Source organism: Klebsiella oxytoca (assembly GCF_009707385.1).
Lineage (GTDB): Bacteria > Pseudomonadota > Gammaproteobacteria > Enterobacterales > Enterobacteriaceae > Klebsiella > Klebsiella oxytoca_C.
Map to the genome: position 1 here is coordinate 2980363 of NZ_CP046115.1, position 14424 is coordinate 2994786.

At 57.7% G+C, this 14424-nt stretch carries 14 protein-coding genes; 6 read left to right on the top strand and 8 right to left on the bottom strand.

The genetic code is table 11. The features are described 5' to 3' along the window. Nucleotides 1–27: 27 nt before the first annotated feature. Nucleotides 28–1422: an MFS transporter gene (locus tag GJ746_RS13845; protein WP_154680731.1), complete on the top strand. Its 1395-nt coding sequence runs from the start codon at nucleotides 28–30 to the stop codon at nucleotides 1420–1422. A gap of 35 nt (nucleotides 1423–1457) precedes the next feature. Here the strand turns inward: GJ746_RS13845 and pcaC are convergent, their stop codons facing one another. From pcaC to GJ746_RS13875, 6 genes are read right to left on the bottom strand one after another with little or no spacing between them, the layout of a single operon-like run. Continuing rightward, entirely contained in the window at nucleotides 1458–1838 is a 381-nt protein-coding gene (gene pcaC, locus GJ746_RS13850) for a 4-carboxymuconolactone decarboxylase (protein WP_154680732.1), read from the bottom strand. Beyond that, the gene (gene pcaD, locus GJ746_RS13855; RefSeq protein ID WP_154680733.1) at nucleotides 1828–2595 is read right to left on the bottom strand and encodes a 3-oxoadipate enol-lactonase; all 768 of its coding nucleotides are present in this window, start codon (nucleotides 2593–2595) and stop codon (nucleotides 1828–1830) included. The genes pcaC and pcaD overlap by 11 nt, the downstream gene beginning before the upstream one ends. Beyond that, nucleotides 2585–3937: a 3-carboxy-cis,cis-muconate cycloisomerase gene (locus GJ746_RS13860; protein ID WP_154680734.1), complete on the bottom strand. Its 1353-nt coding sequence runs from the start codon at nucleotides 3935–3937 to the stop codon at nucleotides 2585–2587. The genes pcaD and GJ746_RS13860 overlap by 11 nt, the downstream gene beginning before the upstream one ends. A gap of 9 nt (nucleotides 3938–3946) precedes the next feature. Next, nucleotides 3947–5149: a 3-oxoadipyl-CoA thiolase gene (gene pcaF, locus GJ746_RS13865; RefSeq protein ID WP_154682730.1), complete on the bottom strand. Its 1203-nt coding sequence runs from the start codon at nucleotides 5147–5149 to the stop codon at nucleotides 3947–3949. A gap of 10 nt (nucleotides 5150–5159) precedes the next feature. Further along, nucleotides 5160–5816, bottom strand: coding sequence for a 3-oxoacid CoA-transferase subunit B (locus GJ746_RS13870; RefSeq protein WP_154680735.1), 657 nt, complete (start codon nucleotides 5814–5816; stop codon nucleotides 5160–5162). A gap of 10 nt (nucleotides 5817–5826) precedes the next feature. Then, nucleotides 5827–6513 carry a 3-oxoacid CoA-transferase subunit A gene (locus GJ746_RS13875; protein ID WP_154680736.1) on the bottom strand — a complete coding sequence of 229 codons (687 nt, stop codon included), beginning with the start codon at nucleotides 6511–6513 and terminating at the stop codon, nucleotides 5827–5829. A gap of 167 nt (nucleotides 6514–6680) precedes the next feature. Between GJ746_RS13875 and GJ746_RS13880 the strand changes: the two genes are divergently transcribed. Further along, nucleotides 6681–7487: an IclR family transcriptional regulator C-terminal domain-containing protein gene (locus GJ746_RS13880; protein ID WP_154680737.1), complete on the top strand. Its 807-nt coding sequence runs from the start codon at nucleotides 6681–6683 to the stop codon at nucleotides 7485–7487. Here GJ746_RS13880 and smrA read toward each other — a convergent pair. Both smrA and GJ746_RS13890 read right to left on the bottom strand, forming a co-directional pair. Further along, entirely contained in the window at nucleotides 7484–8047 is a 564-nt protein-coding gene (smrA, locus tag GJ746_RS13885) for a DNA endonuclease SmrA (RefSeq protein ID WP_154680738.1), read from the bottom strand. The genes GJ746_RS13880 and smrA overlap by 4 nt on opposite strands. 90 nt (nucleotides 8048–8137) lie before the next feature. Beyond that, a complete protein-coding gene (locus GJ746_RS13890; protein WP_154680739.1) occupies nucleotides 8138–9046 on the bottom strand; it encodes a LysR family transcriptional regulator in 909 nt (302 codons plus the stop codon). Between the two features lie 166 nt (nucleotides 9047–9212). Here GJ746_RS13890 and GJ746_RS13895 point away from each other — a divergent pair, with 166 nt between their 5' ends. From GJ746_RS13895 to ogt, 4 genes are all read left to right on the top strand, one after another. Next, nucleotides 9213–10523, top strand: a complete 1311-nt coding sequence (locus tag GJ746_RS13895; protein ID WP_154680740.1) for a M20 family metallo-hydrolase — start codon at nucleotides 9213–9215, stop codon at nucleotides 10521–10523. Continuing rightward, entirely contained in the window at nucleotides 10523–11968 is a 1446-nt protein-coding gene (locus GJ746_RS13900; protein WP_154680741.1) for a M20 family metallopeptidase, read from the top strand. The genes GJ746_RS13895 and GJ746_RS13900 overlap by 1 nt, the downstream gene beginning before the upstream one ends. A gap of 112 nt (nucleotides 11969–12080) precedes the next feature. Then, nucleotides 12081–13607, top strand: coding sequence for a p-aminobenzoyl-glutamate transporter (abgT, locus tag GJ746_RS13905; RefSeq protein ID WP_154680742.1), 1527 nt, complete (start codon nucleotides 12081–12083; stop codon nucleotides 13605–13607). Nucleotides 13608–13787: 180 nt separating this feature from the next. Next, on the top strand, nucleotides 13788–14303 hold the full coding sequence (ogt, locus tag GJ746_RS13910) for a methylated-DNA--[protein]-cysteine S-methyltransferase (RefSeq protein WP_154680743.1): 516 nt from the start codon (nucleotides 13788–13790) through the stop codon (nucleotides 14301–14303). Nucleotides 14304–14424 lie beyond the last annotated feature (121 nt).

Genomic DNA, 14424 nt, shown 5'->3' on the forward strand with positions numbered 1-14424 from the left:
CACGGTCGGAGCTTGAGGGAACACACGATGGCAAGCACCATGAAAATACCTTCTCGCGAGTTATGGTCCTATTTTGGCTATGGTTTAGGTCAGTGTTTTAGCTTTGGTTTAGTGGGTTCGTTTATCAACTATTTTTATACCGATGTGCTGGGGATCTCCGCCCTGGCGGCGAGCACCATCTTTTTGATCGCCCGCGCCTGGGACGCGATCCACGACCCGCTCTTCGCCAGTATTATGGATACCCTGAACAGCCGTTTCGGTAAGTTTCGCCACTTTCTGCTGATCGCGCCGCTGCTGATCACCGGCGTCACGCTCCTGGCGTTTTACAAAATTGAGGCCGATCTCACCACGAAAATACTTTATGCCGGAGTCACCTATATTCTGTGGGGCACTCTGTACGCGATTTCCGATATTCCTTTCTGGTCAATGTCATCGGTAATGACCAACGACTCTGGCCAGCGTACCCGCGCGGTAACCGCGGCGATGCTCGGGGTTAACGCCGGTATAGCCTGCGCCAATATATTTTTCCCTAAACTGGCGGCCTTTTTCGCCCAGTATAGTGATGATAAAGGCTATTTTATGGCCGCGCTGGTGATGATGCTGGTGGGATTGCCGCTAATGCTCAACGGATTTATACAGATTAAAGAGCGCGTGCCGCCCAGCCCGGAAAAAGTCACCATTCGCGATACTTTCCGCAATCTGCGCCACAATAAGCCGTTGTTTATTATCCTGCTGTCGTTTTTCTTTTGCGTCTTTCACAACGTGGCGAACGGCATTTATATCTACTTCTTTATCTACAACCTTGGCGACGCCAGCCTGCAGATGGCGATCGGCATAATGGGGATCGTCGCCGCCGTTATCTGCCTGATTGCCCCGCTTCTTACCCGGCATATGCAGAAACGCCGGCTGTTTATGATCCTGTGCGCGCTGGATATCGTGGTTCGTCTGCTGATGTGGTTTATCGGCTATCAACACGTAGCGGTGCTGTTCCTGCTGCTGGGTCTGAGTACGCTGTTTGTCATGATGAGCAATATCCTGACGTCGTCGATGATTGCCGATACCATTGAGTATGCCGAATACCACACGCATCGTCGCTGCGCGGCCATCACCTTCTCCGGACAGACGTTCACCGGTAAAATGTCAGTCGCCGTGGGCGGTGGGCTGATTGGCATCTGGTTAACGATGGTAGGCTACGTTCCACAGGCGCAAAGCCAGAGCGATGGCGTACTGAGCGGCCTGTTTTTTGGCATCTGTCTGCTTCCGGCTATAGGATCGTTGATTCGCCTGCTCTGCATGTCGCGCTTCACCTTCACCGAAGACAAGCACGCGGAGATTTGTCGGCTACTGGCGCTGCGCCGCCAGAGCTCAGAGGCCACAGCCGATGAGCCGAACGCTGACGCGCGCCCGGCACCGGTAAATTAACGCCCACTCCCGGTAGCACACACCCTACCGGGAATTTATCCTTCCATTTCGTCAAACACCTGCTGCGCCAGATGCATCGTGGCGTTAGCGGCAGGCAGGCCGCAATAGAGCGCGGAGTGCATGATCAGCTCTTTGAGTTCATCGCGGGTGACGCCGTTATTAAACGCCGCGCGCAGATGCATTTTCAGCTCAGCTTCGCGATTGAGGGCGATCAGCATGGCAATAGTTATCATGCTGCGGGTATGGTGACTGAGCCCCGGACGAGTCCAGGTCTCTCCCCAGGCGTAGCGGGTGATAAAGTCCTGAAATTCTTCGTTAAGCGGCGTCAGCTTTTGCAGAGTTTTATCGACGTGGTCGTCGCCAAGTACCTTGCGCCGTACCGCCATTCCTTGCTGATAACGCTGTTTATCCTCCATGGTTCTCTCCTTGAGCGAAGTCCAGTAGCGCCGCGTTAAACGCCTGCGGCGCTTCGATATTCGATAAATGAGAGGCAGCCAGTACCACGACTTCTGAGGCGGGGATCTGCTGTTGCAGAAAGTCAGCGTCCGCAACGGTAGTGACAGGGTCACTTTCACCGGCAATAATCAGCACCGGAACCGGGATCTGCGCGACTTCCGCGCGCAGGTCGGCAGCCGCCAGCGCTTCGCAGCAGGCGGCATAACCTTCAGCGTCGCTGTGGGTCAGCTGATGGCATAACGCTTCCACCGCTTCCGGAGACTTCTGACGAAAACCGTGGGTGAACCAGCGATCCGCCGCGCCCGCGGCGACCACATCCATCCCTTCCTGACGAACCGTACGGGCGCGCGACAGCCAGCCCGCCTGGTCGCCAATCCGCGCCGCGGTGTTGGCGACGATCAGACCGTAAAAGCGCTCAGGGGCAAAACGCCCCAGCCACAGGCCGGTAAGCCCGCCCATTGAAATTCCGCAGAACCAGGCTTTGGCGATATTAAGATGATCGAGCAGCGCAATCACATCCTCGCCGAGCTGAGTCAGGGTGACTTTGCCGCTTTTATGAGTGGCTCCATGACCATGGGTATCGTAGCGCAGGACGCGAAAATGCTGCGTTAACGCTTCAATCTGCGGCTGCCACATCGCCCGGGTGGTCCCCAGCGAGTTGGAGAGAACAATGACCGGCGCATCTTGCGGTCCATCAATCTTATAATCAACATTCATGACGTTGCTCCTTATAGCGCGCCACAACCTGGCGCACGAAGAGTGCTGAACTGCCGGTCGCCGTTGTCGGATCCAGCAGTTGGGTTAAGCGGCTGGCGGAAAGATGCCCGCTGACCAGCGGATCGCTTTCCAGCACGCTCAGCAGCGAACTTGAGGTATCCAGCGCCTGACGACACAGCGCCTCAATCCGGTGATGAGCCTCGGCCTTACCGATAAATTCCGCCAGCGCCAGGGTAACGGCCTCTGCCATAATCAGGCCATGGGTGATATCCAGGTCGGCGCGCATCTTATGCGGGAATACCTGCATGTCGCGCACCAGCGCTTCGCTCTGCGCCAGCGCGCCACCAACGAGAGTAATCAGCTCCGGCAGGGTTTCCCACTCTGCCTGCCAGCCGCCCAGGGCCCGCTCATGCTGCTGGATCTGGCCGGCGTAAAGCGTCGCCACCAGCCCCGGCGTTCGCTGAGCGGCGGTTAAAATAGCGGCGCAGGAGATGGGGTTACGCTTGTGCGGCATGGTTGACGAACCGCCGCGCCCTTCAGCAATAGGTTCTGCCACCTCCGCGACTTCGGTTTGCATCAGCAGAGAAAAATCATTGGCGAATTTGCCAAGAGTACCGCAAACCCCAGCGTACCACGCCCCCACCTCCAGCATGCGGTCGCGCTGGCTGTGCCACGGCGTGTCAGGAAGCTGCAGTTCGAGCGTTTTCGCCAGCGCGATGGCAACCTGCGGAGCCTGCGACTTGAGCGAATCAAGAGTCCCCGCTGCGCCGCCAAACTGCAGCGCCAGGATTCTTGGGCGCATCTCGCGCAGACGCGCCTGCCAGCGCAGTAGCGCATCCAGCGTCCCGGCAAGCTTAAGGCCAAAGGTCACCGGCAGCGCATGCTGCATCCAGGTGCGGCCAGGCATCACCGTATCCTGGTGGCGCTCGGCCTGAGCGGCCAAAGCGTCGAGTACCCCCTGCAGTAATGACTCTGTATCCGTTAACGCGCCGCGTAGCTGCAGGATAAATCCGCTATCGATGGCATCCTGGCTGGTCGCCCCCCAATGAACATAGCGCGCCGCCGCTTCGTCGCGTTGTTTAACTTGCGCAGTCAGCTGTTTTACCAGCGGGATAGCCAGATTCCCCGCGCTGGTAGCGGCCTGCCCCAGCGTGGTAAAGTCGATTTTTTCATGCTGGCAGGCCTCGACGATGGGATTGAGCGCCGCCTGCGGCACCAGGCCGCATTCGACCTGAGCGCGAACCAGCCCGGCTTCAAAATCCAGCATCCCCTGTACCCGCTGCGCATCGCTGAACCAGGCGGTCAGCGGACTGGTGCGCATCATCGGGGTCAACAAACTCATCGTGGCTCCTTAAACGCGTTCAATAATTAGCGCGATCCCCTGACCCACGCCAATGCACATGGTGCACAGCGCATAGCGTCCTCCGGTACGACGCAGCTGATAGGCCGCGGTCATTGCCAGACGCCCGCCGGAGGCCCCCAGCGGATGACCGAGGGCAATCGCGCCGCCGTTAGGATTGACGTGCGCCGCATCGTCGGGCAGTCCAAGATCGCGCGTTACCGCCAGCGCCTGGGCGGCAAAGGCTTCATTCAGTTCAATAACGTCCATTTGCCCAAGCGTCAGCCCGGTTTGCGCCAGCACCTTACGTACCGCCGGCGCCGGGCCAAATCCCATAATACGCGGCGCAACGCCTGCCGTGGCGACACCCACTACGCGGGCCAGCGGCTGTAAATCATTGACGGCCAGCGCCTGCTCGCTGGCTAACAACAGGGCGCAAGCGCCGTCGTTAACCCCGGAAGCATTACCCGCGGTAACCGTGCCATCAGCACGCACCACGCCGCGTAGCTTCGCCAGCGCTTCCGCCGTCGTGCTGCGCGGATGCTCATCGCGGGTAAAGAGCAGCGCTTCGCCCTTACGCTGCGGCACCGAAACGGCGATCAGCTCGTCGGCAAAACGTCCTGCCTCCTGCGCCGCCGCCGTACGCTGCTGGCTGCGCAGCGCAAACGCATCCTGGTCGGCGCGCGACACGGTAAAATCCCCCGCCACGTTTTCCGCCGTTTCCGGCATCGAATCAACGCCGTACAGCGCTTTCATTTGCGGATTGATAAAACGCCAGCCAATGGTCGTATCTTCCATCTTCATCGTGCGGCTAAAGGCGCTTTCAGCCTTGCCCATCACAAAGGGCGCGCGCGACATGCTTTCCACGCCGCCGGCAATCATCAGTTCAGTTTCGCCGCTTTTAATCGCGCGCGCTGCGATGCCGATCGCATCAAGGCTGGAACCGCACAGGCGATTAACGGTACTGCCCGGCACGCTTTCCGGCAAACCAGCCAGCAGCAGCGCCATTCGCGCGACGTTGCGGTTATCTTCCCCCGCCTGGTTGGCGCAGCCGTAAATCACATCGTCAATACGCGCCGGATCGAGACCCGGATTACGCTCCAGCAGCGCTTTCAGCGGCAGCGCTGCCAGATCGTCGGCGCGCATAGTCGCCAGGGTTCCGCCAAAACGACCGAACGGGGTACGTACCGCATCACAGATAAATGCCTGATTCATCATAGGTTCCTTACGCGCTTTCCGCCAGTTGTTCGAAAGTCAGCGCCACCGGAGTGATACGCTGCAGTTCCTCAAAAGAGAGGCCGTTGAAGATTTCCCGCACCACCGGGCCGCTTTCGCTAATATCGATGACCGCCAGATCGGTATAAATCCGGCTCACGCAGGCGACGCCGGTCAGCGGATAGGTGCAGTGCTCGACCAGCTTGCATTCGCCGTCGCGGGTCAGGTGATCCATCATCACAAATACCTGACGAGCGCCGATGGCCAGATCCATCGCTCCGCCGACTGCCGGGATGGCATCGGGCGCGCCGGTACTCCAGTTTGCCAGGTCGCCGCTGGCGGAAACCTGATAGGCTCCCAGCACGCAGATATCAAGATGACCGCCGCGCATCATGGCGAAAGAGTCGCCGTGATGGAAATAGCAGCCGCCCTCAAGCAAAGTCACATACTCTTTCCCGGCGTTAATCAATTCCGGATCCTCTTCCCCCGGCAGCGGTTTCGGCCCCATCCCCAGCAGGCCATTTTCGCTGTGCAGAAAAATTTCCTTATCCGCAGGAAGATAGTTGGCGATACGGGTAGGTAAACCGATCCCCAGGTTGACGTAAGCGCCTTCGGGGATATCGCGGGCTACGCGCTGGGCCATTTCATCACGTGTCAGTTTTTGCATTACGGTTTCCTCAGGCGCTCTTAGCGGCAGTCAGGTTTTCCAGGGAGTAGACGCGCTGCACAAAAATGCCCGGGGTAATAATATTTTCCGGGTCAAGGTCGCCAAGAGCCACCAGCTGCGAGACTTCTACAATGGTTGTTTTCGCGGCAGTGGCCATAATCGGGCCGAAATTGCGCGCCGCTTTGCGATAAACCAGATTTCCCCAGCGATCGCCCTGGTGAGCTTTGATCAACGCAAAGTCGGCCTTGATGGGATATTCAAGAACGTAATGACGCCCGTCGATTTCGCGAGTCTCTTTTCCCTCGGCCAGCGGCGTACCGTAGCCGGTTGGCGTGAATACCGCGCCGAGGCCGGCGCCTGCCGCCTGGATACGTGCGGCGAGATTCCCCTGCGGCACCAGCTCCAGTTCAACTTTGCCGCGACGGTAGAGGTCGTCAAAAATCTGTGAGTCGACCTGACGCGGGAACGAACAGATCATTTTGCGCACCCGTCCGGCTTTCAGCAGCGCCGCCAGACCCACTTCACCATTGCCTGCATTGTTGTTAATAATGGTTAAATCACGAGCCCCCTGTTCTATCAGAGCATCTATCAGATACGTCGGCTGCCCGGCGGGACCAAATCCGCCAATCATAATGGTCGCCCCGTCGTGAATCCCAGCGATGGCATCATTTAGCGTCGATACGCTTTTATCAATCATCAGGTCGCTCCTGTATGTGCGGTAATCGCACTTTTATTCGTTGTTCGCACAAAATGTGACCCGCTTAACGATGCTGGTCAAGGGCGATAATCGAAATATGGTGCGATAATCGAACATCATGTATGTTTAACGAAAGAATGTGATCGATGGCAAATACGGAGAAAAAAATGGAGAAACATCCAGACGATTTACTGACGGGCGAAAGCGATGCGTTTAAGGGCGATCCCAACTTTATGGCCTCGCTGGCGCGCGGACTGGAGGTGATCCAGGCCTTTACTCCGCAGCGCCCGCTGCTCTCTATTTCGCAAATCAGCCAGAAGACCGGTATTCCGCGCGCGGCGGTGCGCCGCTGTCTCTATACGCTGAGCAAACTGGGGTTTGTTTATGCCGAGGATGGTAAAAATTTCCAGCTACGTCCGCGTATTCTGTCACTGGGCCACGCCTGGCTGGCATCGACGCCGCTGGCGCGCTCGGCGCAGCCTGTGCTGAAACATTTAAGCGAAATGCTTAACGAGTCATGCTCAATTGCGACTCTCGACGGCGACGATATTCTCTATATCGCCCGCGCCTCCAGTTCACGAATTATGACCATCGATCTGGATATTGGCAGCCGCCTGCCCGCCTGGGCGACATCAATGGGGCGCGTGTTACTGAGCTATCAGCCGGAAGAGAAGCTGAACGATATGCTGGGTCGGGTAACGATGATTCGCTATACCCCGCAAACCGTTGATTCGGTCGCGAAGCTGCGCGCCGAGCTCAAACGGGTGCATCAGCAGGGTTACGCGCTTAACGATCAGGAGCTGGAGATGGGATTGCGCTCCCTGGCGGTCCCGCTGTTTAATCCTCAGGGACAGATTCAGGCGGCGCTTAACGTCGGCGTGCACGCCGGGCAGGTTTCCGCACACGAAATGCTGGAGCGGGTGCTACCAGAGCTACAGAAAGCAGCCCGGGAATTAACGCTTCTGATGCGCTAACGGCTATGTTTAGCGTGGCGTTCCCAGTTTTCCTGCTTAGCTTCAGCCGATTTTCGCAGCGCCACGTAGCAGGCTCCGCTGCCGCCGTGGTGCGGTAACGCAGCACAGAACGCCTGCACCTCCGGGAGTTCCACCAGCCAGCGCGCCAGGTAGCTACGAATAATATTGGCGTGCGCGTCGTCGTCGCGCCCCTTACCATGAACGATCAGCAGATTACGCAGCCCCTGCTGTTGCGCCTCTACGACAAAAGCAAACAGCATTTGTCGGCACTTTTCCACCGGCTGGCGCAGCAGATTGAGGCTGGCCTGCTGGCTGTACTTGCCGCGACGGAGCTTTTCCAGCACGCCGCTTTGCAAACCTTCGCGCTTAAACTCCAGCGCGGTCTCCAGCGGTACGATATCGAGATAGCCGGTGGTCAGAAAGTTATCAAGCTGCAGGGTGTCAATTCGCTGCACGGCGCGGGTATTGCGCTCGGGGTGCCAGAGAACGTCGTTATTGCGCTTCAGCGGTTGAACGTCCTCCATGGCGCCAAGAAAAAGGGATTTGTCGTCAAGGTTCATGCGCGTTCCTCCAGCTACTACTGGGAAGGTACTATAGCCGCCTCGCGACGCCTCCTCAACGCGTTTAAACACCTCTGCGGGTAAATTGACCTAGGGAAACAGCTGGCGGCTTTGACGACGAAACAGCGTGATTAATGACGCCGTTAAGGGTGTCTGCCGCGTATCGCGGCGCTGAATCAGATAATAGGTGGCTTTAGGTAGCGCTTCACGGATAGGGAGCATCACCAGCTTATCCGCCATCATCGGATCGTTGCCAAGCTCGACCGGCAGAATGCTGAGAAAATCGCTTTTCACTACCAGGCTAATGCACGAAGAGAAGGTCTCACAGACGATATCCACCTTGAGTGCCAGTCCAGCCTGATTAAACATCTCCTGCAGCTGTTTGAAGTAGCTGCCGCGCGGCGTCGGCATCGTCCAGTGATGTTCGAGCAACGCCTGAAGTGAAGTGGCTTGTGCCGCCGGATGACCGGCGCGGGCGAATACCGCAAAGGGTTTCTCAAATAGCTTCTCAAAGCTGAATTCATGATCGTACGGGCCGGGATAGTAAGTATTGATGGTGAAATCCAGCTCACCCTGCCGCAGTTCGTTAATCATCGCCAGCAGCTGACCTTCCATAATTCGCACCTTCACCAGCGGATGCTGCTGATGAAAGCGGCAAATGACCGAAGGCATCAGCGAACGCGCTACGCTGGCGCCAAGGCCGATATTTATCTGCCCGGCCTGCGCACCCTGACGTTGTAGCAATTCATCCTGCGCCGCCCGCAGCTCTTCCAGGATCAGGCTCGCATGCTGATAGAAGCTTTCGCCGCTTTCGGTCAGCGCCACCCCCCGGCTACGGCGCACAAACAGCTGCGTAGAGAGCCCTTCTTCCAGCTCTTTAATCGCTTTGGTCAACGCCGGTTGTGAAATCGCCAGCGTCCGGCTGGCGCCGCGAATACTTCCCTGGCGCGCGACCTCAACGAAGGCGCGAATCTGATGAAATTTAATCTGGAATGACATCTCGCAAGTGATAACCAATATGTATCAGACAGAAGAAAATGACATCTACTGTAATCGATCATCCTGTGGCAGGTTAAGGATGAGAGTGCATGAAAGGGGTTGGCGATAAGCAAACACTATCACTTCGTGAACGCCATCACAGTTTTTGATTATGACAGGAAAGGTTATGCCGCAACTTTATGATTTCATCAACCAGCTGGCGCCCAAAATGGCCGATTGGCGTCGCGATTTTCACCTGCATGCAGAATCCGGCTGGCTGGAGTTCCGCACCGCCAGCAAGGTGGCGGAGGTCTTAGACGGTCTGGGCTATCAGCTGGCGCTGGGGCGAGACGTTATCGACGCCGAGAGCCGTATGGGTCTGCCTGATGAAGAGACGCTGGCGCAGGCATTCCAGCGCGCCCGCTCACAGGGTGCGCCGGAACGCTGGCTGCCGGCGTTTGAAGGCGGCTTCGCCGGAGTAGTGGCAACCCTCGACACAGGACGGCCGGGGCCGACGCTGGCGTTTCGCGTCGATATGGATGCGCTCGATCTCAACGAGCAGCACGATGATAGTCACCGCCCGCACCGCGATCGTTTTGCCTCCTGCAACGAAGGCATGATGCATGCCTGCGGCCATGACGGTCATACCGCAATCGGTCTGGGGCTGGCGCACGTGCTGAAGGAATACGCCGAGCAGCTCAACGGAACGATCAAGCTGATTTTCCAACCGGCGGAAGAAGGTACCCGCGGCGCGCGCGCCATGGTAGCGGCGGGCGTGGTGGATAACGTGGACTATTTCACCGCCATTCATATCGGTACCGGCGTCCCTTCCGGCACCGTCGTTTGCGGTGGCGATAACTTTATGGCCACCACCAAATTCGATGTGCAGTTCAGCGGCGTCGCCGCCCACGCCGGCGGAAAACCCGAAGATGGCCGTAATGCGCTGCTGGCGGCGGCCCAGGCCACCCTTGCCTTACATGCCATCGCGCCACATAGCGCCGGGGCGTCAAGGGTTAACGTCGGCGTCATGCAGGCCGGTACCGGGCGTAACGTCGTGCCCTCTTCCGCCCTCTTAAAAATCGAAACCCGTGGCGAAACCGAAGCCATTAACCAGTACGTATTTGAGCGGGCCAAACAGGCGATCGCCGGCGCGGCGATGATGTATGAAGCCAGCTATCAGTTACAGCTGATGGGCGCGGCCACCTCCAGCGCCCCCTCGCCGGCGTGGGTGGACTATCTGCGTCAGCAGACAACGCAGGTCCCCGGTGTTAAACAGGCCGTCGATCGTATTGCAGCCCCGGCGGGTTCCGAGGATGCCACCCTGATGATGGCCCGGGTCCAGGAGCGCGGCGGTCTCGCCTCATACATGATATTCGGCACGGAACTAAGCGCTGGCCACCACAACGAAAAATTCGATTTCGACGAAAGCGTGATGACCCTGGCCGTCGCCACGTTAGCACGCGTCGCCCTGAACTTTCCCTGGCAGCGAGGTGTGTGATGGAACAGGTTTATCAATTTGTCGATGACGTCATTGAGGGGCGACGCAACGATTTTTGCGCCATAGCCGATGATATCTGGGATCATCCGGAAACCCGCTTTCAGGAGTTCTGGTCCGCTGCGCGTCTGGCCGATGCGCTGGAAGCGGAAGGTTTTCAATTGACCCGCAATGCGGGTGGGATCCCCAACGCCTTTATCGCCAGCTATGGCGAAGGCCAACCGGTGATTGCCGTGCTCGGTGAATTTGACGCCCTGGCGGGGCTCAGCCAACAGGCACACTGCGCAGCGCCCGCGTCTTCAACGCCGGGGGAAAACGGCCATGGGTGCGGGCATAATCTGCTTGGTACGGCGGCTTTCGCCGCCGCGGTCGCCGCCAGGAACTGGCTGCAGCAGCAAGGCGGCACCGGTACCCTACGCTTTTATGGCTGTCCCGGCGAGGAAGGCGGTTCCGGAAAGACCTTTATGGTCCGTGAGGGTTTGTTCGATGACGTCGATGCCGCCCTGACCTGGCACCCGGAAGCCTGGGCCGGGATGTTCAGCACCAGCACCCTTGCCAACATTCAGGCGGCGTGGCGGTTTACCGGCACCGCGGCGCATGCGGCAAACTCGCCGCATCTTGGCCGCAGCGCGCTGGACGCCGTGACGCTGATGACCACCGGCAGCAACTTCCTTAACGAACACATTATCGAAAAGGCGCGGGTGCACTACGCCATCACCGATACCGGCGGCGTCTCCCCCAATGTAGTTCAGGCGCAGGCGGAGGTGCTGTATCTCATTCGCGCGCCGGAAATGGCCGACGCGCAGCAAATCTTCGCGCGGATCGAGAAAATCGCCCAGGGTGCCGCGTTGATGACCCAGACCAGCGTCAGTTGCCGCTTCGAAAAAGCCTGTTCCAGCTATCTGCCCAACCGCACGCTGGAAGCGGCAATGTATCAGGCGGTATGCCATTACGGCACGCCGCACTGGAGCGCAGAAGAGCGCGCTTTCGCCGCCGAAATTCGCGCGACCTTAAGCGAGAACGATATTAATAACAGCCTGAAAAACATTGCCGGCACCAGCGGCGACGAGGGAAAAGCATTCGCCCGCCGCCACCGCGAGACGATCCTTATCGACGAGGTGGCACCGTGGGCGGCTACCGATAATATCCTTGCGGGCTCTACCGACGTCGGCGACGTGAGCTGGAAAACCCCCGTAGCCCAGTGCTTCAGCCCCTGCTTTGCCGTCGGGACGCCGTTGCACACCTGGCAACTGGTCAGCCAGGGCAGAACCTCCATTGCCCATAAAGGGATGCTTCTGGCAGGAAAAGTACTGGGGGCGACGGCCATTCGTTTGTTCAGCGACAGGTCGTTACTTACCACCAGCCAGCAGGAGCTGGCACAGGTCTTAGCCGAAAGGCCCTACCGGTGCCCGATCCCACAGGGCGTCGAGCCTTCAATTTTAAAATAATAAAAAGCCCTTCGGATGGAGTACAGCAACGCGGTAATCGCTAAAAAACAACTGCTGACACAGCCTGGGGTAGAAAGACAACAAACACAACAATGACAACTGAGGAACGCCCATGAGTATGTCTTCCATACCGTCGCCTTCCCCCACCGGTAAGCTCTATGGCTGGGTTGAAAAAATTGGTAACAAGGTTCCACATCCGTTTTTACTGTTTATCTATCTGATCGTGGTGTTGATGGTCGCCACCGCCATCCTGTCGGCGCTGAACGTCGGCGTACAGAACCCCACCGACGGCTCGCGAGTCGTGGTGAAAAACCTGCTCAGCGTTGAGGGGTTACACTGGTTTTTGCCGAACGTGATTAAGAACTTTAGCGGTTTCGCGCCGCTGGGGGCCATTCTGGCTCTGGTGCTGGGGGCAGGATTTGCTGAACGGGTCGGCCTGCTGCCTTCGCTGATGGCGAAAATGTCATCACACGTAAGCGCCCGTTACGCCAGCTATATGGTGTTGTTTATCGCCTTCTTTAGCCATATCTCTTCCGATGCCGCGCTGGTAATTATGCCGCCGTTAGGCGCCCTGATGTTTCTCGCCGTTGGCCGCCACCCGGTTGCTGGACTGCTGGCGGCAATCGCCGGCGTCGGCTGCGGCTTCACTGCCAATCTGCTCATCGTTACCACCGATGTCCTGCTCTCAGGAATCAGTACCGAAGCGGCAAAAACCATTGACGCCTCACTACACGTCAGCGTGATTGATAACTGGTACTTTATGGCAACCTCGGTGATCGTTCTCACTCTGGTTGGCGGCTTGATTACCGATAAACTGGTTGAACCGCGGTTGGGTCAATGGCAGGGCAAGAGCGATGAAACGCTTAAGTCGCTGACGCCCGAACAGCGTTTCGGCCTGCGCGTGGCCGGTGTTGCTGCGCTGATATTCGTGGCGGTCATCGCGCTGATGGTCATACCGGAAAACGGTATCCTGCGCGATCCCATCAAGCATACCGTGATGCCTTCACCGTTTATAAAAGGGATCGTACCGTTAATCATCTTTTTCTTCTTCGTTGTTTCCCTGGCTTACGGCATTGCCACCGGCAAAATTCGCCGTCAGGCCGACCTGCCTCCGCTGATGATTGAGCCGATGAAAGAGATGGCAGGTTTTATCGTGATGGTCTTCCCGTTGGCCCAGTTCGTCGCCATGTTTAACTGGAGCAATATGGGGAAATTTATGGCCGTCGGTTTAACGGACCTGCTGGAGAGCGCGGGAATGAATGGCGTTCCGGCGTTTGTCGGCCTGGCGCTGCTCTCCGCCTTTTTATGTATGTTTATCGCCAGCGGTTCGGCAATCTGGTCAATTCTGGCGCCGATATTCGTGCCGATGTTTATGCTACTGGGCTTTCACCCGGCATTCGCGCAGATTCTGTTTCGCATTGCCGACTCATCGGTGCTGCCGCTGGCGCCGGTATCGCCGTTTGTGCCGCTATTTCTCGGCTTCTTACAGCGCTACCGGCCCGAGGCTAAACTGGGGACCTACTACTCGCTGGTCTTGCCTTATCCATTAATATTCCTTGCCGTCTGGCTACTGTTGCTGGTGGGCTGGTACCTCGCAGGGCTCCCCATCGGACCGGGTATTTATCCGCGATTACCTTAACATCAAGGTTGGCCAGGGAAGGCCATAAAAGCGTTAGCGCGGCTGGCCGGTGAAGGCGAAAATAAAGCCATAATGAATAGTCGGAGCTGAGCTTATTTGATGATCTTTTCGGGGTATAGTTTGCCGGCATCGCGTCGTGCTATGGTGATGCCCTGCCAAAATCTCGATGAAGGATTACCGATGCTGACGCTGCTGCAAGATAAAATTGACACACCGCTGGGGCCACTGTGGGTGATTTGTGATGAGCAGTTTAACCTGCGGGCCGTTGAGTGGGATCAGCACCGCGACCGCATGGAGCAACTGCTGAATGTTCATTATCGGCGTGAAGGTTACCAACGGGTTGATTCCCGCGATCCGGGTAAATTAAGCAGTAAGCTCAAAGATTACTTCGCCGGCGATCTCGCCATTATCGATACCCTCCCCACCGCAACCGCGGGCACGCCGTTCCAACGAGAAGTCTGGAAAACGCTGCGCACAATCCCCTGCGGTCAGGTCATGCACTACGGTCAGCTGGCACAAATGCTGGGGCGACCCGGCGCAGCGCGTGCGGTGGGGGCAGCCAATGGTTCAAACCCGCTCAGTATTGTCGTGCCCTGCCACCGCGTAATCGGCCGCAACGGTACGATGACTGGCTATGCCGGAGGCGTGCAGCGAAAAGAGTGGCTCTTGCGTCACGAGGGGTATCTTCTTCTTTGACTGTATGTGCTTTTTTGGAATCTTCCGGTAATTTTACAATCGAATCCCACCCGATAAATCATTCACAATCAATCAGATAAAGAGGGTAACTGATTTACCCTCTTAATATTACGTGTTTCAG